18 protein-coding genes are annotated in these 21,884 nt (G+C 71.1%); 10 read left to right on the forward strand and 8 right to left on the reverse strand.

The window, feature by feature from the left end; translation table 11 throughout:
• Window positions 1-132: 132 nt before the first annotated feature.
• Window positions 133-1,647: a threonine ammonia-lyase, biosynthetic gene (gene ilvA, locus WME75_RS42770; RefSeq protein ID WP_437495041.1), complete on the reverse strand. Its 1,515-nt coding sequence runs from the start codon at window positions 1,645-1,647 to the stop codon at window positions 133-135.
• Between the two features lie 240 nt (window positions 1,648-1,887).
• Between ilvA and WME75_RS42775 the strand changes: the two genes are divergently transcribed.
• Window positions 1,888-2,337 (forward strand): CBS domain-containing protein, encoded by a 450-nt coding sequence (locus tag WME75_RS42775; protein ID WP_437483289.1) that lies wholly within the window; start codon window positions 1,888-1,890, stop codon window positions 2,335-2,337.
• A gap of 88 nt (window positions 2,338-2,425) precedes the next feature.
• Here the strand turns inward: WME75_RS42775 and feoB are convergent, their stop codons facing one another.
• From feoB to WME75_RS42790, 3 genes are all read right to left on the reverse strand, one after another.
• Window positions 2,426-4,378, reverse strand: coding sequence for a ferrous iron transporter B (gene feoB / locus WME75_RS42780; RefSeq protein ID WP_437483292.1), 1,953 nt, complete (start codon window positions 4,376-4,378; stop codon window positions 2,426-2,428).
• Window positions 4,375-4,722: a FeoA family protein gene (locus WME75_RS42785; RefSeq protein ID WP_437483295.1), complete on the reverse strand. Its 348-nt coding sequence runs from the start codon at window positions 4,720-4,722 to the stop codon at window positions 4,375-4,377. Before WME75_RS42785 ends, feoB begins: the two co-directional genes overlap by 4 nt.
• A 417-nt stretch (window positions 4,723-5,139) precedes the next feature.
• Complete coding sequence (locus tag WME75_RS42790; RefSeq protein WP_437483297.1) at window positions 5,140-5,643, reverse strand: hypothetical protein; 504 nt, start codon at window positions 5,641-5,643, stop codon at window positions 5,140-5,142.
• 77 nt (window positions 5,644-5,720) lie between these two features.
• Here WME75_RS42790 and WME75_RS42795 point away from each other — a divergent pair, with 77 nt between their 5' ends.
• From WME75_RS42795 to WME75_RS42825, 7 genes are all read left to right on the forward strand, one after another.
• Entirely contained in the window at window positions 5,721-6,029 is a 309-nt protein-coding gene (locus tag WME75_RS42795) for a hypothetical protein (RefSeq protein WP_437483300.1), read from the forward strand.
• A 64-nt stretch (window positions 6,030-6,093) separates the two neighbouring features.
• Window positions 6,094-6,615 (forward strand): hypothetical protein, encoded by a 522-nt coding sequence (locus tag WME75_RS42800; RefSeq protein ID WP_437483303.1) that lies wholly within the window; start codon window positions 6,094-6,096, stop codon window positions 6,613-6,615.
• Window positions 6,616-6,630: 15 nt separating this feature from the next.
• Window positions 6,631-7,005 (forward strand): PAAR-like domain-containing protein, encoded by a 375-nt coding sequence (locus WME75_RS42805; RefSeq protein ID WP_437483305.1) that lies wholly within the window; start codon window positions 6,631-6,633, stop codon window positions 7,003-7,005.
• 6 nt (window positions 7,006-7,011) lie between these two features.
• On the forward strand, window positions 7,012-7,650 hold the full coding sequence (locus WME75_RS42810; protein WP_437483308.1) for a hypothetical protein: 639 nt from the start codon (window positions 7,012-7,014) through the stop codon (window positions 7,648-7,650).
• 12 nt (window positions 7,651-7,662) lie between these two features.
• Window positions 7,663-8,451 carry a hypothetical protein gene (locus WME75_RS42815; protein ID WP_437483310.1) on the forward strand — a complete coding sequence of 263 codons (789 nt, stop codon included), beginning with the start codon at window positions 7,663-7,665 and terminating at the stop codon, window positions 8,449-8,451.
• Window positions 8,448-9,479 carry a type VI immunity family protein gene (locus WME75_RS42820; RefSeq protein ID WP_437483312.1) on the forward strand — a complete coding sequence of 344 codons (1,032 nt, stop codon included), beginning with the start codon at window positions 8,448-8,450 and terminating at the stop codon, window positions 9,477-9,479. The genes WME75_RS42815 and WME75_RS42820 overlap by 4 nt, the downstream gene beginning before the upstream one ends.
• Window positions 9,479-10,495 carry a DUF2169 family type VI secretion system accessory protein gene (locus WME75_RS42825; RefSeq protein ID WP_437483315.1) on the forward strand — a complete coding sequence of 339 codons (1,017 nt, stop codon included), beginning with the start codon at window positions 9,479-9,481 and terminating at the stop codon, window positions 10,493-10,495. The genes WME75_RS42820 and WME75_RS42825 overlap by 1 nt, the downstream gene beginning before the upstream one ends.
• A 17-nt stretch (window positions 10,496-10,512) precedes the next feature.
• Here the strand turns inward: WME75_RS42825 and WME75_RS42830 are convergent, their stop codons facing one another.
• The 4 genes from WME75_RS42830 to WME75_RS42845 are packed head-to-tail and all read right to left on the reverse strand — an operon-like array spanning window position 10,513 to window position 17,643.
• Window positions 10,513-12,738 (reverse strand): type VI secretion system Vgr family protein, encoded by a 2,226-nt coding sequence (locus tag WME75_RS42830; RefSeq protein WP_437483317.1) that lies wholly within the window; start codon window positions 12,736-12,738, stop codon window positions 10,513-10,515.
• 7 nt (window positions 12,739-12,745) lie between these two features.
• Complete coding sequence (locus WME75_RS42835; protein WP_437483320.1) at window positions 12,746-14,929, reverse strand: type VI secretion system Vgr family protein; 2,184 nt, start codon at window positions 14,927-14,929, stop codon at window positions 12,746-12,748.
• Between the two features lie 4 nt (window positions 14,930-14,933).
• On the reverse strand, window positions 14,934-17,111 hold the full coding sequence (locus WME75_RS42840; RefSeq protein WP_437483323.1) for a type VI secretion system Vgr family protein: 2,178 nt from the start codon (window positions 17,109-17,111) through the stop codon (window positions 14,934-14,936).
• Window positions 17,112-17,139: 28 nt separating this feature from the next.
• Complete coding sequence (locus WME75_RS42845; RefSeq protein ID WP_437483326.1) at window positions 17,140-17,643, reverse strand: hypothetical protein; 504 nt, start codon at window positions 17,641-17,643, stop codon at window positions 17,140-17,142.
• Window positions 17,644-17,766: 123 nt separating this feature from the next.
• On the opposite strand from WME75_RS42845, the gene WME75_RS42850 reads away from it, so the two are divergent.
• Window positions 17,767-18,846, forward strand: a complete 1,080-nt coding sequence (locus tag WME75_RS42850) for a beta-ketoacyl synthase N-terminal-like domain-containing protein (protein WP_437483329.1) — start codon at window positions 17,767-17,769, stop codon at window positions 18,844-18,846.
• The gene (locus WME75_RS42855) at window positions 18,843-21,566 is read left to right on the forward strand and encodes a HEAT repeat domain-containing protein (protein ID WP_437483332.1); all 2,724 of its coding nucleotides are present in this window, start codon (window positions 18,843-18,845) and stop codon (window positions 21,564-21,566) included. The genes WME75_RS42850 and WME75_RS42855 overlap by 4 nt, the downstream gene beginning before the upstream one ends.
• Window positions 21,567-21,884 lie beyond the last annotated feature (318 nt).

The raw sequence follows: 21,884 nt of genomic DNA on the forward strand, positions 1-21,884 counted from the left end.
CGATGACAGGAGCGCATCCTGACGAGTCGCGCTGGGGCGAGGGGAGGAGGAGGCCGCCGGGAGCCTCCGGGGAGGATTGAAATCAGACCCAGTCGGTCTGGGTCCCGCCGATGTCCCCAGCCGGCACGCGCGTCATCTCAAGAACAGATGATAGGCCGCATTCTTGGTCTCTTCGATGCACGGATAACCGAGCTCGGTGAGAAAATGGTCGAACTCGTTGTATTCGACCTCCGGGACCTGCAACGCGGCGAGGACTCGCCCGAAGGCGGCGCCGTGGTTGCGGTAGTGGAACAGGCTGATGTTCCAGCGCCCGCCGATCTGCGTGAGGAATTGCATCAGCGCCCCGGGGCGCTCCGGGAACTCGAAGCGCAGGAGCCGCTCGTTGGCTGTCGGGGCGCGCCCGCCGACCATGTAGCGCACGTGCAACTTGGCCATCTCGTCCATGCTGAGGTCGATGACCGGCAGCTTGGCGTCGTGGAGGCGCTCCAGCACCTCGTCGCGCTGCTTGCGCCCGTGCGCCAGGCCCACGCCGACGAAGATCTGCGCCTCGTCCGCGCGTCCAAAACGATAGTTGAACTCCGTGATCGTCGCGCGCCCGAGCAGCTGGCAGAACTCACGGAACGCGCCCGGTCGCTCCGGAATGGTGACCGCGAACAGCGCCTCGCGCTGCTCGCCCAGCTCTGCCCGCTCGACCACGTGCCGCAGACGGTCGAAGTTCATGTTCGCACCGCTGTGGATCGCCACGAGCGTCCTTCCGTCCAGGCCTTCGCGCTCGACGTACGCCTTGAGGCCCGCGACCGCCAGCGCGCCCGACGGCTCGGCGATCGAGCGCGTGTCGTCGAAGATGTCCTTGATGGCGGCGCAGATGGCGTCGGTGTCCACCACGATCACGTCATCCACGCACCGCCGGGCGATGCGAAACGGCTCCTCCCCCACCTGACGCACCGCCACGCCGTCAGCGAACAGCCCGACCTGGCTCAGCCGTACACGCTCGCCCGCGTCGAGCGCCGCGCGCAGACACGCGGCGTCGTCCGGCTCCACGCCGATGACCTTGATCTCGGGGTACAGATGCTTGATATACGCGCCGATTCCGGCGATCAGCCCGCCGCCGCCCACGGGCACGAAGATGGCGTCCAGCGGTCCGCGATGCTGGCGCATGATCTCCATGGCAATGGTGCCCTGACCCGCGATCACGTCCGGGTCGTCGTACGGGTGCACGAAGGTCAGCCCCGCGCTCGCTTCGAGCGCCTTGGCGTGGGCGTAAGCTTCGTCGTAGGAATCGCCGATCAGCTCGATCTCGGCGCCGAGCGCGCGCACGGCGTCGACCTTGATCCGGGGCGTCGTGGTCGGCATCACGATGCAGGCGCGGATGCCGAGCCGCTGCGCGGCCAGCGCCACCCCCTGCGCGTGGTTGCCCGCCGACGCGGCGATCACGCCGCGCGCCCTCTCGGCCGCGCTCAGCGAGGAGATCTTGTTGTAGGCGCCGCGCAGCTTGAACGAGAAGACGGGCTGCAGGTCCTCGCGCTTGATCAGCACGCGATTGCCGAGGCGCGCGGAGAGCCGCGGCGCATCCTCCAGGGGGCTCTCCTGGGCCACGTCGTAGACGCGGGCGCGCAGGATCCGCTCGAGATAACCGCTTGGGGCCATTGGGCCGCGAAAACTACGGTCCTCCGCGCGCGTCGTCAACTCGCTCGTGGAACACCCCTCAGGCATCAGGCCAGCTGCGCTCGCGCATGTCGCGTATCCGCACCTCGCGCGAGACGGAGCCCGCGGACCCGCGCTCGCGAGCGCGCAGCGGGCCTCGGCGCCGAGGGGGCGCCCGGAGGCGGGCGGCGCGCCTCATCGAGGGCTCCACTGGTCCGCGAGTTGCACCAGGCGCGGAGCGAGATGTCGTTGCTCACGATACCCAGGATCAGCGCCGCCGAGCTCATGACCGAGAACCCCCGGACCGTGCGGGTCGACGACCCCATCGCCGAGGCGGTGGACGTGCTCCAGACGACGGACTTCCGCCACCTGCCGGTCCTCGACGAGCAGGGTGAGCTGGTCGGGATGCTCAGCGATCGCGACCTGCGAGGGCTCCAGTTGCCCTACTCGGCGAACACCGCCGTGGTTGACGCAGCGCGACAGAAGACCGGCGTGCCGGTGTCGACGATGCCTGTATCCACGATCATGAGCGGCAATGTCGTGAGCGTCGGTCCCGACGCGGACATGACCGAGCTCATGGAGCTCATGCTCGAGCACAAGATCGGCGCGCTCCCGGTCGTCGACGCAGAAGGCGCGCTGCTCGGCATCGTCAGCTATGTGGACATCTTTCGCAGGATCCTCGGGGAGGCGTGACTCGCCGCCCCCTTCGCGCACGACGTGCACAGCGGCCTCGCTCGACGGCCGCCACGCGCGACGTGCCGCGGCGGTGTCAGGCGCCCGCTCACGGGAGCCCGAGCAGCCCGCTCCCCTGGTAGACGACGAGCGCCGCGACGTAAGCCGCCGCGTAGCTGTAGGCGAGGACGAACGCCGGCCAGCGCCATGTCTTTGTCTCGCGGCGGATCGCCGCCACGGTGCTCATGCACTGGCAGGCCAGGACGAAGAACGCGAGCAGCGCGAGCCCCGTGCGGCTCGAGTAGGCGTGCGTCCCGTCCGGGCGCCTCGCCTCGCGGATCCGCTCGGCGAGCGGCGCGGGCTCGTCGTCGGCGCCCTCGACGCCGAAGATGACGCCCATCGTCCCGACCATGACCTCGCGCGCGCCGAACGAGCCGATGAGGCCGACGTTGATGCGCCAGTCGAAGCCGAGCGGCGCGGTCACCGGCTCGAGCGCGCGCCCGACGCTGCCGGCGATGCTCGACTCGAGCGAGGCCCCCGCGAGGTCGGCCGCGGCGGTCGACGGCTCCGGCGCCGCGGCGCCCGGCATGGGGACCTTCAGCAGCACCCACAGCACGGCCGAGACGGCCAGGATCACGGTCCCGACCTCGCGCGTGAACCGCCACGCCGCCTGGGCCCCCTTGCGGACCACGAGCCGCGGCTCGGGGCTGCGGTAGGCCGGCATCTCGAGCACCATGGGGAGCGAACGCCCGCGGGTCGCCGTGCGCCGCAGCGCGAGCGAGGCGACGAGCCCGGAGGCGATGCCGGCGACGTACAGCGCGACGAAGAGCAGCGCCTGCACCCACGCGCCGTGGGCGGCGAAGAAGGTCGTCAGGAGGAGCCCGTAGGTCGGGATCCGCGCGGAGCAGGCCATGAGCGGCAGGACGAGGATCGCCGTGAGCCGCTCGCGCGGATCGCGGAGGATGCGCGTGGCGTGCACGGCGGGCACCGCGCACGCATGCCCCATGAGCAGCGGGACGAACGCGCGGCCGCTCAGCCCCATCAGCTGGAGGAGGCGGTCGACGAGGAAGGCGCCGCGGGCGAGGTAGCCGCTCGCCTCGAGCAGCTCCATGGCGACCGTGAGGATCACGATCTGCGGCATGAAGGCGAGCACCGTCCCGGCGCCGCCGAGCAGGCCGTCGACGACGAACGAGGCGGCGAGCCCCCCGCCGAGGGCGCGGGACACGAGGCCGCCGAGCTGTCCGATCGCCGCGTCGAGCGCCTCGGTGACCGGGGTGGCGACGAGGAACACGGCGGCGAAGAGGAGCGCCATGAGCCCGAGGAACAGGACCGGACCGGCCGCCGGGTGGAGCAGCACGGCGTCGGCGCGCGCGGTGAACGTCCTCCTTCGCTCCGCGGCGGCGTCGTGGCGCGTCGCCTCGAGGGTCGCGTCGCGCGCGATCGCGTCCGGGTCCCATGTCGCGGCGCCGGGGGCAGGCGCGGCGCCCGCGGCGATCGCGTCGAGCCGCGCGGCGATCGCGTCGAGCACGGCGCCGCGCGCGGCCGGGTCTCTCGCGCTCACGAGCAGCACGGGCAGGCCGATGCCGCGCTCGAGGGCGCCGAGGTCGAGCCGGCGCCCCTCGCCCTCGAGCACGTCGCGCTGGGTGGCGACGACGAGCGGCGCGAGCCCGCGCCGCACGAGCTCGCGCGTGAGCCGCAGGCCGAGCGCGAGCTGCGTCGCGTCCAGCACCTGGACGACGAGGCGCGGCCGCCCGCCCTCGTCCGTGCGATCGAGGAAGCGGCGCGCGACGCCCTCGTCCGTCGCGGGGTCGACGACGGACTCGATCGAGTAAAGCCCGGGGAGATCCGCGATCGTCACGGCCGTCCCGGCGGCGAGGCGGACGTCGGCGGTGAGGATATCGACCGTGATGCCGGGGAAGTTGCCGACGTGCGCGCTGCCGCCGGTCAGCCGGTTGAAGAGCGACGACTTGCCCGAGTTCGGCCGCCCCAGCAGCGCGACGAGCGGGCGTCCTGCCGCCGCCGGGGGGCGCTCCGTGCGGGCATCGGCGAGCGCGGTGGTCATGTGGTCTGCCTCGGCGCGGGGAGGGGCGCGACAAGGATCGAGCGCGCGAGCCCCGCGTTGATGGCGAGCTCGCCGCCGGAGCCGGTGCGCACATGGAGCGGGCCGCCGAACGCCGCGCGCCGGATCACCGTGAGCGTCTGGCCGGAGCCGAGCCCCATCGCACCGAGCCAGCCGGCGAGATCCGCCTCGAGGCTGACCTCGATGACGACCACCCGCTCACCGGCGCTTGCATTCGCGAGCGGGCCCGCAGCCACGCCGGCGCGCGCGTCGTGCGCCGGCGTGGCCATGTCGGTAACGCCGGCCGAACCCAGGTTGGCGATGTTCAAGTTCACGTCCAAGTTCACGTCGAGAGGGGGAGAATCGCTGGAGATCCCATGCCTTGGAGGATATTGAAAATCAATTTCATCATCAAGGAGAATTGTGAACGGTGTTGAACGGGGTGTCGAGGCATCTCTCGACCTGCGGTGGGGCAACCGCTCGCTCTGGTCGCTCGGGCCCGGCGGCAACTCTCTCCTGTCTTGCCCGGACGGCCACCATTTTCCGGTGCTGCAGACAATCGCGCAGCGGCCAGCCTTCCGAGCCCCTGCGCCAGGAGCCACGCGCGAGCGTGAGGAGCTCGTTCGGGTACTTCTCGGCCTTGGAAACAGGCCTCTTATGAACGATCACACTGCCCGGTTGAGCTGACGGATGTAGCGTAAAATAGCCATCATCTTCCCGGATGGCCGCAGGCCCCCCGGCTGTCGCCGTCACCCTTGGGCCCATCAGGGGGATGGCGCCGCGTGGAGCGCCTCGTATACCTCGAAGTAGAGCTTCGCCTGCGTCGGGTCGGACGAGAGCACGCGCGCCCAGCAGCGCGACAGGCGGAGGTAATCGGCGGTGGACAGCCCGCGTGCGGCCAGCGGCGCCGCCGGTCCGCCCGCGGCCTGCACATCGACGACGAGCCTCGCGTAGCCGGCGGCGTCCATGGGGGGCACGGGCTTCATCGCGTCCTGCGCCTCCGCAAACGCGTCCGAGTACACGTGCGGGATCCGCGCGTCCTGGCCGCTCTGGCGCACGTCGTCGCCCATGCGGGTCATCCAGTACAGAGTCGACTCGTTCCACTGCGCGTCGGTGAGTTCGTGCGCCTTCAGCACGGCCGCCACGGGCCGATCGCCCTCGGCGATCTCGGCCGAGATCCGGGCGTGGTGGAAGAGCGTGATGCCGTGCGGGGCGCCTTCCTGTGTCACTTTCTTCGCGCCGCCTCCGGCGCCGGAGCCGCCCGTCATTCGGCTATGGTGCGAGCACTCCCGATCGGGTGTCCAGAGGGTTGTCGGCGCAAGGTGGCGCGGTTAGCGTGGACCGCATGCCGCCGCGTTCCTCCGTCCCGCAGCTTCCGGGGGGGCCGGACGCGGGACAGCCCGTCCCGCGCACGCCGGTCGACGGGCTGGATCTGCGCGCCTTCGCGGCGATCTCGGCGGCGCTCGCGGCCCGCGACGAGCCCAGGGCGGCGGTGCTCGCGCGCGCGGGCCTCACGGAGCTGCGCTGGACCTCCATCGAGACGACCTGGCTGCTCCGCGTGGCGACCGCGCTCCTGCAGCAGGACCTCTCGCTGTCTCGTGATCATGACGAGGCCTTTGCCGCCGCGCAGGCCGAGATCGCTGCCCGGCGGTGACGCGGGCCCTGGCTGGCGCCGCCCGGCCGGTTCGGATAAGCTCTTTCCTCCGCGGAGGATCTCCATGGATCAAGCGAACGGCGCAGCGGCGGCGACGTGGCGGTCGGAGGGAACGTTCGAAGGCGGCGAGCCTGTCTCGTCTCGAATCACCGTGAAGCCGGCCGACCAGGCGTCCGCCGGGCTCGTGGCGGTGCTGCTCGGCGCGATCGACGAGGCGGCGCGCACCGCGGCGATCCGGATCGACGGCGAGGAGGTCGAGGCGACCGTCGATCCGTCGGTGGATCCAGCGGTGCTGCGCACGGCGCTGCGGCGACGCGAGCGGGTGATCGCCCAGCGCGAGGGCGGCGCCTGGGTGGTCCTGGGGGCGCTGCGCACGGCAGCCACGCCGGGGGTGGACGAGGGCGACGATTTCACCATCAAGGCGCGGCGAGTCACGGTGGAGGCCGCGCACGAGTTCAGCGTGATCAGCGGCGCGGCCAGCTTCGTCCTGCGCGCTTATGGTCACGTGGAGACGCTGGCGCAGGACATCACCGCGAGAGCGTCCGGTGTGAACAAGATCATCGGCAGGATGATCCGGCTGAACTAGCCGAGGGGGCGCCCTATGCCGCTCGTCAACCAGAAGAAGCTCGTCGCCAGCGTCGCCTCGGGCCACGTCGCCGTGAGCCAGGGCCCGAACGATGTGTGCAAGACGCCCGCGCCCCCGGCGCCCGCGCCCGTCCCGCTGCCGTATCCCAACGTCGCGGTGTCGGCCACCATGGGCCCGGGCTACACCACCAAGACGTTGGTGATGGCCACCCCGATGTGGACCAAGAACGGCAAGACCGCCATTTCCAACGGCGATCAGCCGGGCGTGGCGCTGGGGGTGGTCAGCAGCAAGATCATGGGGATGTGCGAGATCACCATGGCGTCGAACGACGTCAACGCCGAGGGTGGGGCGGTGGTGCGCACGCTGGACTCGTCGTTGTCGAACGGCTGACGCGCCATGACCGCCCAGTCGAGCGGCACGGTGGCCAACGGCCCGGGCGCCGGCGCGCCCGGGAGCGGGAAGGACCCGTTCTGCGAGACATTCGTGACCACGTTGCACCAGTGGTGCAAGGAGAAGCCGAAGCGCCCCAACTTCGACAACATGTACTTCAAGAACTTGAAGAAGGACTTCCCCGACATCTTCAATAACATGACGCGCGAGACACCGGTCGTCGCCTTCATGAAGGACGGGGCGCTGAAGCTCACGCGCGCATCGACGCTGGCGCAGCTGGCCCACCCGCTGGCCGCGCTCGGGGCGGCATTGCTCGGCGCGTACAACCCGTCGAACGGGCCCGCGTGGTTCATGACGCGCAACGAGATGCACGGCGCCTTCACGGCCGCCAAGGACGCGATGAACCCTCCCCCGCAGGCCTGGGACTGCTATCCGGACGGGCTGTCGAGGGACGGGAAGACCTGGCTGGAGATCAAACGCCCCAACGACGATGTCAGCGACTGGCAGAAGAAGCAGCACGCGGCGTTCGAGGCGGGAGGGGGTAAGGTGGAGCTGGCCGGCTGCAACTGCCCCGGGGCAAACTGCGGCGAGGGCGGCAACGGTTGCCCGGACGGCATGGGCTATGCTCCGGCCGACCCCATTTGAGAAAGGCCATCGATGCCGATCCTGTCCAATCTCGACTTCACCCGGAGCAACCTCCACGTCGCCTACCGGGCCAGCCTCGATCCTCAGCTCGTCGACATCTCGGTCGCGACCGCGGGCGTCACGCGCTTTCCCTACGCCCAGCTCACCGTGCGCAAGCTGCTCACCTCGGTGAACTCCGGCAGCGCCGGCGGAGCGCGGTTCCCGCCGACGGCCGGCGCGGCGATCATCACCGACGAGGGGTCGGATCCATGCGGCCCCAACTATTTCTGGAGGGTCCGCATGGCCGCGGTCGATCCGCTCTTCCTGCGCACGGTCGTGGAAGAGCTGCGGATGGCCGGGCTCGACCACCCGGTCACGTCGATGCGGATCACCGGCTCGCTGCCGCTCGACGCGACCGTTCTCTCGGTGCGGGAAGCCGACGTCAAGCGCTGGCTCGACGATCCCGACGCCTACGTGGGGCAGTGGCCGGATCCGGGCTTCCCCGTGGTCGACCAGGGTCGATGGGCCATGTTCCGGATCCGGCTGGGGGCCGAGATCACGCCCGCGCTGCGCCGCAAGCTGGACCTCCTGGCGCTGGGGTGGCTCAACGACGTCTCCTCGTACATCTGGGACACAGGCGAGCCGGAGGCGGGCCGCATCGACAGGAGCCTTCCCCGCTGCGGATCCGGCAAAGTCGAGTTCGCCGCAGGGTACGACGACTTCTACTTCAAGACCGGGCCGGCGCGGGCGCGCCTCGTCAACGCGCTCTCGCGCTTCCACGCGACGGTTGCGCCCATCGAGCTCGCGGAGATCTCGCCATGACCCATGCAGCGTCGTCGATCGAGCCTGGAGAGCCGCTGGCGAGCGAGAACGGCGTCCCCAAGGTGTACAGCGCGCTCGGCGCCTTCTTTCATTGCGAGCTGGTCGAGCCGGACGACGAGGCGCGCTTCGACCGGGTGAACGAGCTGGTCCTGGGCTGGTTCGGCCCTCGCCTGCGCTGGTCCAGCGCGCCGTTCCTGCGGACCGTACCCGCCTTCCGGCAGACCGACCTCGATTACGTCTCCGGTTATTGCCGCACGCTCGAGCTTCCCCGGGACCCTCCGATCGATCGCCAGGCGGCACTCGACTTTCATTTCGGCCGCAACGACTACTCGATCCACTTTGGGGGCGGCAGGACTGCGGCCGCGGCGTCGCCGTACTCCTATGGCTTCTGGGCGACGTTCTTCACCGACCCGCCCGAGGAGCGCTTCCGGGTCTGTCCGGTTCTCTCGCTGACGGTGCCCGACACCTGGCCGCACCAGGACTTCGCCGCCCGTGTCTCCGCCATCGCGGCCGAGCTCCGCTTACGCTGGGCGGCCGCGGGGCTCACCTATGCGACGTGGGACGTGTACGGCTACAAGACCTCCGACGAGGCCATCTACAAGCACGCCCGCCGCTTCCACGGCTACGACGTGCCGCACTACTTGAACGCGACGGCGAGGCTCCACGACGCCATCCGCTCGGTCAACTGGCTCACCTTCGTGGGCCCCGCGCTGGCCGAGCGGCTGCGGCAGGCGGGCAAGAAGCTGGAGAGCGCAGGACCGCTCGTCGTGAGCCCCGTGGGGACCTCCGTCCTCCTCCGCGCCGGCGACAGGCCCGAGCGGGGCGACATCAACCGCCTTCAGGTCCCGCCGGCCTACGTGGCCGCCGACGCGCTGGTGCGCCCGGTGCGCGCGGGCGGCACCGCGGCCGAGAGCCTGGTCTTCTTCGGATCGCCCTGGAGCGTGCCCGAGACGAGCGACTGGCTCCAGCGCTTCGGCCAGGGCGGCGTGCTCCCGCCGGCTCCCTCGACCGACGACATCCCGTTCTGATGAACGTTCAGAACGCCACCCAGGGGATGAGCTTCGCCTTTCCCTCGAAGGACAAGGCCGGCCGCGATCAGCTGGCCTGCGTGCTCAAGTACACCTTCGCGGTCGGCCCGACGGGCCGGGTCGAGCTCCTGGGTGAGGGCGCCGCCGAGGTCGACCTCGTCGACACCTACAACGGCGAAGACCCCGCGAAATCCAGCATCCGGCGGCCCTCGCAGCTCTTCGACCAGAAGCCCGGGACAGACGTTGTCCTGATCGGCAGCGCCTATCCTCCGCGGCGCGGCAACGCGACGCACGTGGACGTCTCGCTGCGCTTCGGCCCCGTCCGCAAGACCGTGCGCGCCCACGGCGTGCGAGCCTGGATGCCGAGCACCTTCGGCGGCCTCTCGCCCGGCCCGGCGCGGCCCATCCGCGAGCCCATCCCCTTGATCTACGAGCTGGCCTGGGGCGGTATGGATCTGACCGATCCGGAGCGACCCGCCGGCGAGCCGCGCAACTACGTCGGCCGCGGCGTCGCGTGCGATCCCGAATCGCTGGTGGGCCAGCCCGCCGCGCAGCTCGAGGATCCCGCCCACCCCCTGGGCGGCCGCAACAACACGCCGGCGAGCTTCGGCGCCATCCATCGTCACTGGCAGCCCCGCGCGTCGTACGCGGGCACCCACGACCAGGCCTGGATCGAGACGCGGATGCCGCTCCTGCCCGAGGACTTCGATCCTCGCTTCCACGTCTGCGTGCCGCACGATCAATGGTCGCCGACGCCGCTGCGCGGCGACGAGCCGTGCGAGATCCACGGCGCCACACCCGAGGGGGCCTGGCGCTTCGAGCTCCCCCGCCTGGTCCCCGGCTTCTCCAGCTCCATCGAGGGGCGCGTGCAGGACCACCGCACCCACCTCGACACCGTGCTGATCGACGCCGGCGCGCAGCGGGTGGAGCTCACCTGGCGCGCGGCGGTGCCGCTCCCGCGCAAATACGAGATGCTGGAGCGGGTGCGCCTGATCGAGAAGACGATGCTGCGCTGAGCCCGCAGGCGACGCGGTCAGATGTCTTCCACCATCGGCGCGAGCTCGGCGTGAGGCCCTGTCGCCGTCAGCTTGATCTCGCGCGATTGAATCACCACCATGCCGGCGGCCAGGGTGACGGTCGAGCCGCCCACCTTGAGCGCGACGCTGCCCGCGTTCAGCGCCACCGCGCCGCCCACCGTGATCGTCACGTTGGCCTTGCTGGCGAGCACCACATCGCCGCCAGCGTTGGCGGCCCACGCGCCGCCCACCGTGGTCGCCTTGGCGCCGGCGGTCTTCACCGCCACGTTGCCGCTGCTCGCCGAGATGAAGGCGCCTCCCACGGTCGACGCGCGGGCGCCGAGCGTCATGTCGGTCTTGCCGGTGGCGACCACCTCGACCTTGGAGCCGCCCACCGTGAACGAGCCCACGCCCGCCGCCGCCATGCTCACCCCGAGCGCCGCCGCCTCGATGCAGCTCCCGCCCACCGTCTCGGAGAACGCCGCGGGCGTGGAGTGACCGACCGTGAGCGGCGTCATGGTGGTGTGGCTGCCGCCGATCGACAGCGTGCGCGAGCCGGTCACCGTGACGCTCTCGCCGCCGCCGATGGTCTTGGTCCGCGATCCGCCGACCGACCACGTCTGTGAGGCCCCCACGGTGAGGCCGTGCTGGCCGCTGACCTCGAGCGTCTCGTTGGCTCCCACGGTGCGGGTCTGGTTCGAGCCGACGCTGTGCAGGGCGTTGGTCGTGATCGTCTCGGTCTTGTTGTTGCCCACGTTGAGGTTCAGGTCCTTCTGCGCATGCACGTGCAGGTGCTCTCCGCCGGCCCCGTCCTCCATCCGGATCTCGTTGTGCCCGCCTCCGCCGGGCGTCGACGCCGACTTCAACGACGACATCGTCTTGCCGCCGGGTAGCTTGTAGGGCGGCGCGTAGATGCCGTTATAGAGGCGCCCCACCACGATCGGCCGATCCGGATCGCCGTCCTCGAATTCGATCAGCACCTCCCAGCCGACGCGGGGGATGGCGACCGAGCCGCTGGTGTGCATCTGGCCGACGCGCACCCAGGCCGAGCTCTTCTCGTCGCGGGTGCTGCGCCGATCCCAGGGGAAGTACACCTTGACGCGTCCGTGCTCGTCGCAGTGGATCTCCTCGCCCTTCGGGCCGGTGACGCGCGCGACTTGCGGGCCGCGCACCCGGGGGCGCGGGGAGCGCTCGGGCGGCCGGAAGTCGACGTCGCCCGGGAGCAGCTCGAAGCGGTTGGCGAAGCTGGCCGCGCCCTGGGCGATCCACCAGTGGTGGATCACCTCATCCACCACCCACTCGCGGTCGAGGCTCGCGTCCGGCGCGCCGGTCACCTTGACGGTGTGGCCCGGCGTGAGCGAGAAGCCGGTGCTCGTCCCTGCGACGCGCCTGGCCTGGCAGGCCATCGCGTCGAGGCGGACCTGCGCGCGGCGCTTGCCCTCGCCAGGATCGACGTAGCGGCCAGGGTGATCGTAGTGCTCGCGCCCGAGCGGCGCCTGGTCCCGCGCCGACGCCTCCAGATCGAGCGCGGGCCGCTTGAAGTCGTGATCTCGCAGCGTCACCTTGGCCGGCCGGACGCGGTCGCGCTCGCGCAGCTCGAACACCGCCTGCTCGGAGATGAGGCCCGAGGCGCGCCGGAAGGGCAGCTCGTCGGACGGCGTGGTGGCCGAGTAGGCCGACTTGCTATCGCCGAAGACGAGCGCGTCGCCCCCCTCGCGGTGCTCGAAGAAGTAGAAGATGCCGTCCTCTTCGAGCAGCCGGGAGATGAACGCCAGGTGGGTCTCGCCGAACTGCGTGCACACCTCCCGCGTCGGGTACGAGCCCGAGAGGCGAAACTCGCTCCCCTCGATCCCGGCCTCGCCCAGCAGCGTCTCGACGATCTGCTGCGTGGTCTGCTCCTGGAAGATGCGATGATCGGCGCTGAGGCGCAGGACCGCGAGACGCGGCTCGATGGTGACCGTGAAGCGCGTCCGGCCCGATGCGTCGCTCGCGACCTCGCGCGTGCGCGTGACGACGCCCCGGAACCGGCGGAGCACCGCGCCGCCCTGATCCACCAACACCTCGGCGCTCTTCAGGAGGAGCGAGCTCGGATCGAAGTCGGGATCGGCCGCGTCGAGCTCGACCTCGGCGGCGTACGGCCGCGAGAGGCCCTCGGCGCACTCGAGGCTCCGGACCTGCGCCGCGCCGGGGTCCACCCCTTCGGCCGTGAAGATGAGCTGGTGAAGGAACGTTTGCTCGGCCATGCGCGCCTCAGTTGTGGTTGACCTTCGACGCCTTCTTGCTGATGGTCGCGCCCGGGCTCGCCAGCGAGGGCGCCTTGACCTCGACCGAGCCCGACGAGATCGTCAGCACCGACGCTCCGCAGCGGATCGAGATCTCCGACTCGCCTTCGATCTCGATCGCGGGCGCGTTGGCCACGAACGCGCCGCCCACGGTCAGCGCCAGCGCGCCGCTCGATGACTCCGAGACGTTGCCCCCGGCGGCGATCACGTACGCGCCGCCCACCGTCTCGGCCAGGGCGCCCTTGACGCCCGTCTCGCAGCCCGCGGCCCCAAGGTGGATCTTGGCGCCGCCCACCGTCTCGGAGGAGGCACCGCCCGTCACGTTGGCGAGCCCCGTCGCGGCGGCGCTGATCCAGCTCCCGCCCACGGTGACGCTCATCGTACCGAGCGCCATGCGCGCGACCGCCAGCGCCGACGCCGACGTCATGGTCCCGCCGACCGTCAGCGTCCGGCCCCCGGTGGCGGACAAGGTCACGCCCGACGATGCGGTGACCGATCGCGATCCGCCGACGGTGGCCGACTCGGCGCCGCTCACCGTGATCGTCCGGTCGCTCGAGACGTTCAGCGTCTCCGATCCGCCGATCGAGACGCTCTGGCTCGAGACGACGCCGACCTTGAGCTGGCCGCCGATGGTCGTGCCGAGGTTCGACCCGATGTCGTGCACGTGATCGACGCCGACCTTGGTTTGCTTGTTGTCGCCGACCACGACGTTCATGTCTTTCGAGGCGTTGATGAAGATCTCCTCGGAGCCCTTCTTGTCCTCGAAGCGGATCTCGTTGGTCGTGCCGCCCCCCGGCGTGGTCGCCGTCTGCCAGGCGGTGCGCGTCTTGCCGGCGGGCAGCGCGTACGGAACGGGGTGCGCGCCGTCGTAGAGGTGGGTCAGCACGAACGGGGCGTCGATGTCGCCCTCGTGGTGGTGGACCAGGGTGTCCCAGCCGATGCGCGGCAGGACCATCGAGCCGCCGAGCGGGAACTGGCCGACGCGCATCCAGGTCGAGGCCGTCTCGTCGCGCGCGGGCGACCGGTCCCACCAGTGCTTGACCCGGATCCGGCCGCTCTTGTCCGGATAGACCTCCTCGCCGCTCGGGCCGACCACCACGCCCGTCTGGGGGCCGCCGGGCGCCCGCGTCACCGCCGAGGCCGCGGCGCGGTACGGGGTGGCGGCGGGGATGGCTCGCCAGATCAGGTGCATCTCGCCGTGCACGGTGGCCGAGTAGGAGACGAACTCGACAAGATACCGGCCGTTGAGCGCCTCGATGGGGTGCTCGGTCAGCTCGAAGATCTGGCCCGGCCGCAGCCTCAGGCTGATGGACTCGCCGAAGATCTCCCGCTCGTGCGCCTTCTTCCCTTCGAGCCGCACGCGGGCCAGCCGGTCGCCGTCGGACGGGGCGCCGAACCGCCCAGGGAAATCGTAGATCTCGCGCGTGGGGCTGCCCGCCTCCGCGTCGAGATCGAGCCTGGGCTTGTCGAAGCTGTAGTCGCGGATCCGCGCGCCCGTCGGGACGAGCGAGGCCTTGCGGCCCACCCGGACCACGCTCGCCTCGGTGGACGCGAGCGCGCTGTCGTCCCGGAAGGGCAGCGCGGCGCCGCCCTCGATATCGGGGGCAGCCGTCGAATCGTCCAGGAGGACCAGCGTGGTCGCGCCGTCGCTCCACTCGAAGTGATAAAAGATCCCTTCCTCGCCCAATAGCCGCTCGACGAAGGCCCAGTCGGATTCGTGGTACTGCACGCAGTAGGGCCGCTTGGGGTAGCTACCGGAGGTGGACCAGCGGATGGCCGTGCCGGGCACGCCCGCGTCCGAGAGGACCTCCTTCACGATGTCGACCGCGGTCATCTCCTGGAAGACGCGGGAGCCCTGGCCGACCGAGAGCGGCGCGACCTCGGGCTCGAGCGAGAGATCGAAGGTCGCGTCGCCGGACGCGCCCGCCGTCCGTTCGGCGGACATGACGACGCCGCGGACCTCGAGCGCGACATTGAAGGCATCGCGGAGGGTCAGCGTGAAGGGCGCGCCGACCAGCTCGGCGAGCTCCGGCGGCGACGACGCCTTCGACGCCTGCGCCCTGAACGCGAAGGGGCGGCTGAGGCCGGAGGTGCCCCGGACGATGTCGACGTCCAGATCGACGCCGTTGATCGCGAGCTCGGCGGTGGGCATCGCGTCACCCTGCCAGGTTGGGGTTTCCCGAGATGGTGATATTGCCCGAGGCGTCGAGCACGACCAGGCCCACGAACGAGACCGATCCGGGGGTCATGTTGAGGATGGCGCCGCCGCCCAGGAGGTTCGCGACGCCGGCGACGCGGATTGTCACCTTCTTGCCCTTGATGCTCACCTTGCTGCCGGCGCTGGAGCACAGCACGCCGCCGACCGTGACCGCGGCCGCGCCCTTGGTGGCGCCCTCGCGGTTGCCGCCCGCGGCCTGCACCCGCACGCCGCCCACCGTCTCGGCCAGCGCCCCCACGACCGACTCGCCCACCGTGGCCGGCGACATCGCGAGCTTCAGGCCGCCCACCGTCTCGGACTTGGCGCCGGCGATCGCCACGCCCACCCCGGCCCCCGCCGCGGACACGAGCGATCCGCCGACGGTCAGGTCGTGCGAGCTCGACGAGGTGCGGGTGATGCCGAGCGCCGCCAGCGTGGTGTGGCTGCCGCCGGTCGACTCGGTGTCAGAGCCGCCCACCTTCATGGCGAGGCCGCTGCCGACCGTCACCGACTCGGACCCGCCCACGCTCTTGGTCCGGTCCGCCTTGATGGTCACGCCCTCCACGTCGCCGACGGTTGTCGACTCGTCGCCGCCGACCGAGATCTTCTGGCTCGCCCCCACGTTGATCTCGCAGTCGGAGCCCACCGCCAGCTTTTCATCGACGGCGATGGTCTCGGTCAGGTTGTTGTTCACCTGGCCGTCGTAGTCCTTCGAGGCATTGGCGAAGAACTCCATGCCCCCCGAGCCGTCCTCCATCCGGATCTCGTTGGACTTGCCGCCGCCCGGGCTCGACGGCGTCTGGAGCGCCATCCGCGTCATGGCGGCCGGGTAGCTGTAGGGCGACGTCTTCTCGGCGTTGTAGAGCCGGGCGACGGCCGTCGGCCGGTCTGGATCGCCGTCGAGGTAGACGACCGCCATCTCCCAGCCCACGCGCGCCAGCGCCATGGATCCGCCGATGGGGAGCTGACCGACGCGCATCCAGCACGAGCTCTGGTCGTCGTTCTTGCCCAGGCGGTCCCAGAAGAACTTGGCTTTCATCCGGCCGTGCTCATCGGTGTGGATTTCCGCGCCTGCCGGGCCCGTGACCACCGCCGAGTGGGCGCCGCGCATCACCGGGCGCGGGGCGGCGCGCCGCGGGCGGTAGGTGCGGTCGTACGGGATGCAGCGGAACCGGTTAAAGACGTGCGCCCGCTCCAGCACGTGCTCGACCTCGGTCAAGAGGTACTTGCCGTCGAGCGCGGCGCGCTGCGCGCCTTCCAGCTCGAACCAGGAACCGGCGCGCAGCCCGAGCCTGTCCGACGCGCCGAGCCCGACCTTGCCCTCCGAGAGGAGCTCGTCGAGGCGGATGCCGGCCAGCGCCCTGCCTTCGGCCTGCGTCGTGTGGCCGGCGGTGTACTCGAACCAATCGCCCGGGCCGCCGCCCGTGTCCTGGCGGATGGTGAGATCGACGGCGGGGTTGGCGAAGCTGTAGTCCGAGAGCGTCACCTTGCCGGGCGTGGGCCGCGACTCGAACACCAGCTCGTGGATGCCGTACCCGTGCCCCTTCCAGAGCGGGACCTTGCAGTCGCCCTCGATGGGCGGAAATGCGCTCTGAGCGTCGGCGAAGGTGAGGTGCGTCGAGGACGCGTCGTCGTGGGCGAAGTAGAAGATCCCCTCGTGCTCCAGCAGGCGCGAGGCGAAATCGAGGTCCGTCTCGCGGTACTGCACGCAGTACTCGCGCTTCTGCAGCGAGCGCTGGACGGTGAAGCTCACGTGGTCGGAGGGGACGCCCGCCCCCTCGAGCACCTCGGACACGATGGCCTTGACGTCCTTGTCCTGGAAGATGCGCACATCGGCGCGCAGCGAGAGCAGATACAGCTCGTGAACAAGCTCCAGGTTGTAGCGCCGGCGCTCGCGCATCTGGCGGCCCTCGAAGTGGACCGCCTTCACGATGAAGTGGAAATGGCGCACGATGCCGCCCTCCTCCTCGATCACGAGGTGCGCGGGCTGCCCGGGCGCGCCGTCGAGGTCGGCGTCGTCGCCGCCGAGCGCGCTCACGGCGGCCCGGACGACGCCGGAGATCGCCTCCGTGACGCTGGCGGTGACGACGGTGAGCTCGCCCATGGGATCGCACGTCAGCCTGGCGTTCACGCTCATGGGGCTCCCCTTCTGTGAATCGTGGCGGTCAGAAGTTGAACGATGTGTCGCGGAGCTCGTCGCGGATGTAGGGGAAGAGCGGGCTACTCGTGTCCATCCCGCCCGTGAACCAGTCCTGGACGATCCTCGCCTGCTGCTCGACGTTGTACTCGTCCCAAGTGAGGCCTGCGGTATAGATGTAAACGTCCTCTCGATTGCCGCCGGCGATCGCCCGGCCCTGCGCGATCACCGAGCTGTGCACGAACTGCGTGCTCCAGAGGCCGTGGACGCCCTGCCACACGTGGGTGAGCTCGTGGATCAGGGTTGCTCGCAACGCATCCGTCGTATGCATTCCGGCGAAGAACGCCTCGGCGCCAGCGTGGATGATGTAGCCGAGCGCGATGGGAGAGACGATGGGGAGCGGGAAAGGGAGGGTGAAGGGGACGCCGCCGATGCCGATGCCGGGATGAATCTCGACGCGGCAGTACGGTATGGATGACTGGAACACTTGCCGCGCAATGTCGCGCTCCTCCCTGCGCAATCCTCGACCCATCACCGGCTCCCTCCCGCCCCTGCGTCGAGCGCCTGATTGCAGGTTACCCGGCCGCTCCCGGCCCCGCAAAGACAAAGCCCTCCGATCCTTGACACGAGGCGTCCCCCTTGAGACCGTACCCGCGTGAGCGAACCGGGTGGCGCCGTCGCGGCCGGCGCGGTGATCGCGGGCGTCGGTGCCCGCACCGCGGCCGGCCTGACCGCGCTTCAGGTCACCATGAGCGCGCGCGCGCGGAAGCTCGCGCCGCGCGCGTCGCATATGATCGACAAATCGGGCCAGCCCATCGGCATGGCCCGGCTGCGCTCCATCGGCGACGGCGTCTATGGCATGGATCGTTTCCTGGCGCTGGCGGGGCCGGCGCTGATTCAGGCGGCGCATCCCTGGCTCACCGCGCAGTCTGGGCGGACCGCGGCGCGCCTGCCGGTCATCGTGGCGCTCCCGAGCCGGGCCCGGCCCGGCTTCGACGCGAGGCTCATGCAGCACCTGCTTCCTGGGCTGGCGGCCCGCTCGCAGGTGCCGCTCGATCTCGATCGATCGCGGCTGGTATGCGAGGGCCGCGGGGGCGGCGTGGCCGCCGTCGACGCGGCCCTCGGCGAGCTGCGCGCCGGGCGCTGCGACGCGATCGCGGTCGGCGGCGTCGACAGCTATTTCGATCCGGACGCGCTCGAGCACCTCGATCGCGAGCTGCGCCTGCACGGACCCGAGACGGAGAACGGCTTCATCCCCGGCGAGGGCGCGGGGTTTTTGCTGCTGGCCGCCCGCAGCCGGCGCGGCGCGCTTCCCCGCCGCGGCAGGCTGCTCTCCGCCGCCGTGGTGGACGAGCCGCACCCTTATGGCTCGGCCGAGCCGTGCCTCGGGCTCGGGATGACGCTCGCCGTCAAGAAGGCCGCCGAGGCCGCCGGCCTGGGAGGCGCTGGGAGCATTCCGTGGGCGCTGACCGATGTGGCCAATGAGCGCCATCGGGTCGACGAGTGGACCAGCGCGTTCCTGCGCAATCACGCGGTGTTCACTCAGGACGTGGCTCACGAGGCCGCGCTGCTCCAGACGGGCGATCTGGGCGCAGCGAGCGCGGCGGTGCTGGCCGCGATGGCGGTGACGCGCTGGGAGACGGGCTGCGCGCCGGGCGTCCGCGCCTTGATCGCGACCCACTCCGACGGACCCGAGCGCGGCGCCATGGTGCTCGAGCAGCAGACGGCACGATGAGCGCGGGGCCGAGCCATGCTGGATTCACCCCTCCCGGACCCGAGCCGCCCTCGGGGCCCGGCCACAGCGCGGCGCGCCGCGGGCGGAGCTCGATCGAGGAGGCGCTGCTCGCCATCGCCCTCCTCCCGCTCGACCTCCCCCGGGCCGATCTGCGCGACAGGCTGCTGCGCGCCGTTCATTGCGCCTACCTGGCGATCGATTCGCAGGTGATCACGGCGGCGCACCTCGACGGCCTCATCGAGGCTGCCGCCATGGCCCGGGAGTCGCGCGCGCTGCTGGAGCGCGCAGGCGATCCGGCCTTCAGCGATCCGCTCCGGCGCGCCGTGGCGCACCTCGCCGAGGCCGAGGCCGCCATGCTCCAGGGCGCCGAGGCGGTCCGTCAGATCCATCTGGCTCGCCGGACCGAGGTCATCTCCGGCCCCGCCGCGGGCGCCTTGCGCGCGCGCCCCATGCGCGCCAGCGTCGGGCTGCCGGAGCTCCACGCCCCCGCGCGCCTGGTGCTGCTGCCGCATGTCTCGCTGGAGTCGGGCGATCCCCCGCGGGCCTCTGCCGCCGCGCCGGTCACCCTGGCCACCCCTCGCACGCTGGCGGAGCTGGAGGCCTTTGCGGCCGACGCCTTCTCGGGCGCCCTGGCCGAGCGCCTCGCCGGCCAGGATCGCGATGAGCCCACGCCGGCGCCGGCCGGCGAGGCCCCGTATGCGCCGTTCGAGCCCGCCGTGGAGGAGGTTCAGCTCCTCCGCGACATTGGCCGCGACTGCCTGGAGGACCTCGCCGCCGGTCGCAGCCTCCGCAAGCCCAACGCGATGGAGACGTGGCTCGATCAGGAGCCCTTCGAGCAGCGCCTCCTCGACAACCTGGACGCGTTCGCCGCGCTGGGTGGGAGTGTGTTGCCGCTCGTGTCGCTGTTCCATGCGGAAGCCAAGGCGCCCGACCCGGAGCGCGCGTTCGCCGTCGCGTTGACGCTCGGCTGTATCGAGGGCAGCGACACCGTGGGCGCGGCGGTGATGACGCTCAAGCAGAGCGCGCCGGAGGAGTATCCGGGCTGGATGGAGGGCTTCTGGCTCGCGCCGAGCCCTGCGATCGACGTCGCGATGGCGGACCTCACGACGAGCGCCCGGCCCGAGCACGTCGCGCTCGCGCTCGACGTGCTGCATGCGCGCGGGCAGACGCCGGATCATGTCGTCGAGGCGCTCCTCGAACGCCCGGAGCCGAAGATCGCGGCGCGTGTCGCGCGGGCGCTCGCGACGGCGCTGCCGCGGCGGGACGCGATTGAAACGTTGGAGCGCATCTGCGGGACGACCGAGGACGACGATCTCTTCCTCGCCGCCGTCGCGTCGTTGCTCCAGCGCGGGGGCGGCGCGGCCGTCCACCTCCTGCGCCGCGCCGTCGACGCGCCTACCTCGGACGCGCGGCGCCGTCGCGCCCTGCCGCTGCTCTGCCTGGTCGGGCGCGTGAGCGATCTGGACCGCCTGCTCGCGGCGGCGCACGACGCTCCCACGGCGCCGATCCTGCGCGGGCTCGGCCGCTACGGGCACGTCGAGTCGCTCGGGACGTTGCTCGACTTCCTGAGGCGCGAGGACGTGGAGGTCGTCGCGGCCGCCGCGGAGGCGCTCGACCGCATCACGGGCGCCGGGTTGCGGGAGATCATCGAGGAGCCGTGGGAAGTCGAGCTTCCTCCGGAGGCGGCGGCGGCGGGCGGGATCCCCGTCCCGCTGCGCAAGGTGGAGCGGGTCGTCACCGATCCGGCGCGGTGGTCCGCGTGGATGCACGAGGAGGCGCGGCGCCTCGACGCGCGGCTGAGGACGCGCGGCGGCGTTCCGTTCTCGCCGATGCAGATCGTGAACGAGATCGAGGCGAAATCGACGCCGCCCGACCGGCGCGAGGAGGCCGCGCTCGAGCTCGCGGTGCTGACAGGGATCCCGTCGCTCTTCTCACCTCACGACTGGGTGGCCCGGCAAAAGAAGCACCTCGCCGAGCTACGAGCCCACGTGGCGACGATTGCGTTCACGCCGGGAGGCTGGGCGTCCGGCGCGGCCGGAGGTTCGAGGGGGTCCAGTGACGTCCCTGCCCGCCCGTTGCCCATCCAGGCGCCGGCCGCCCCCAGGTCACAGCCAGGGACCTCACACCTGCCCGCGTTTCTTCCACACGGGCCAGTTCTTCCGTTCAAGTCCCCTTCCGAGGCACCGGCGCACCCCCCTGCCGTGGAGCGGGACGCCGGCGATACGAGGCGCTCTCCGCCGCCGGGAGCTCCGACAGGCGTGACAGCCACCCCGCAGGTGGGCAGTCCTTTCGGTTCGACGCTGATGGCGCCACCGCAGGTCGCCAGGAATCCGTTGCCCTTCCAGCCCGCTTCGCCATCGCGTGCGGCGTCGCAGGAGGGTGTCGCTTCGCTGTCTCGTCCCTCAGCTCCCCCGCTTCCTCCCCCGGCACCGGAGCCCCTCTCCGCCGCGGCGACGCCAGCGCCGACGAGCGGGCCGATCTCTCGCCTGACCCTCGCGCAGTACGCCTCGTTGTGCGCGGAGCTCGCCGTGTCTCCGCGGCAGAGCGAGGCCATTTTCGAACGGTACGGTCTCGTGTCGCACCACGACAGGCTCGCTGTCGACAAGGCATGGCAAGAGCGATTGAGCCGCGTGCCGGACGAGCATCGCTCCTGGCAGGGATTGTATCAGCATTACCAGGCCTACTGGGCCGATCAGGCACGTCGCGGCGGAGCGCGCTGATAGAGTCTCCGGCGCGCGAGGCGGTCGCGGGAGCCGCTCGCCGTGTTTCGTACGACCAGCGCTGCGCGATCCGTGGCGAAGCGCTGCCGGATCTCCTTCCGAAGCGCGACCGGAGGCTGCCGGGAGCCTCCCGGTAGAATTGAAATTCAGGCCAGAGGATCACGCAGCCGTCGGGTTGAACCATTCAGGTGATACTGTACGCCCACACCTGCGCGGCTTGCTCTGGCCCACGCTGCGCGGCCCCGCTCGATGTGGCCGGCGGTCCACCGGCCGGCCACTGGCCGGCTCGGCGACGCCCTCTCGCCACCGCTCTCCGCA

It is taken from the genome of Sorangium sp. So ce1014 (assembly GCF_051521505.1).
GTDB lineage: Bacteria > Myxococcota_A > Polyangia > Polyangiales > Polyangiaceae > Sorangium.

Excerpts from the sequence above, each read along its gene's own strand:
- WME75_RS42820 (WP_437483312.1), top strand. The coding sequence starts at position 8,448 with ATGACCCATGCAGCGTCGTCGATCGAGCCTGGAGAGCCGCTGGCGAGC.
- WME75_RS42805 (WP_437483305.1), top strand. The coding sequence starts at position 6,631 with ATGCCGCTCGTCAACCAGAAGAAGCTCGTCGCCAGCGTCGCCTCGGGC.
- WME75_RS42825 (WP_437483315.1), top strand. The coding sequence starts at position 9,479 with ATGAACGTTCAGAACGCCACCCAGGGGATGAGCTTCGCCTTTCCCTCG.
- WME75_RS42855 (WP_437483332.1), top strand. The coding sequence starts at position 18,843 with ATGAGCGCGGGGCCGAGCCATGCTGGATTCACCCCTCCCGGACCCGAG.
- feoB (WP_437483292.1), bottom strand. The coding sequence starts at position 4,378 with ATGACCACCGCGCTCGCCGATGCCCGCACGGAGCGCCCCCCGGCGGCG.
- WME75_RS42835 (WP_437483320.1), bottom strand. The coding sequence starts at position 14,929 with ATGCCCACCGCCGAGCTCGCGATCAACGGCGTCGATCTGGACGTCGAC.
- WME75_RS42775 (WP_437483289.1), top strand. The coding sequence starts at position 1,888 with ATGTCGTTGCTCACGATACCCAGGATCAGCGCCGCCGAGCTCATGACC.
- WME75_RS42795 (WP_437483300.1), top strand. The coding sequence starts at position 5,721 with ATGCCGCCGCGTTCCTCCGTCCCGCAGCTTCCGGGGGGGCCGGACGCG.
- WME75_RS42815 (WP_437483310.1), top strand. The coding sequence starts at position 7,663 with ATGCCGATCCTGTCCAATCTCGACTTCACCCGGAGCAACCTCCACGTC.
- ilvA (WP_437495041.1), bottom strand. The coding sequence starts at position 1,647 with ATGGCCCCAAGCGGTTATCTCGAGCGGATCCTGCGCGCCCGCGTCTAC.
- WME75_RS42800 (WP_437483303.1), top strand. The coding sequence starts at position 6,094 with ATGGATCAAGCGAACGGCGCAGCGGCGGCGACGTGGCGGTCGGAGGGA.
- WME75_RS42830 (WP_437483317.1), bottom strand. The coding sequence starts at position 12,738 with ATGGCCGAGCAAACGTTCCTTCACCAGCTCATCTTCACGGCCGAAGGG.
- WME75_RS42840 (WP_437483323.1), bottom strand. The coding sequence starts at position 17,111 with ATGAGCGTGAACGCCAGGCTGACGTGCGATCCCATGGGCGAGCTCACC.
- WME75_RS42810 (WP_437483308.1), top strand. The coding sequence starts at position 7,012 with ATGACCGCCCAGTCGAGCGGCACGGTGGCCAACGGCCCGGGCGCCGGC.
- WME75_RS42790 (WP_437483297.1), bottom strand. The coding sequence starts at position 5,643 with ATGACGGGCGGCTCCGGCGCCGGAGGCGGCGCGAAGAAAGTGACACAG.
- WME75_RS42845 (WP_437483326.1), bottom strand. The coding sequence starts at position 17,643 with ATGGGTCGAGGATTGCGCAGGGAGGAGCGCGACATTGCGCGGCAAGTG.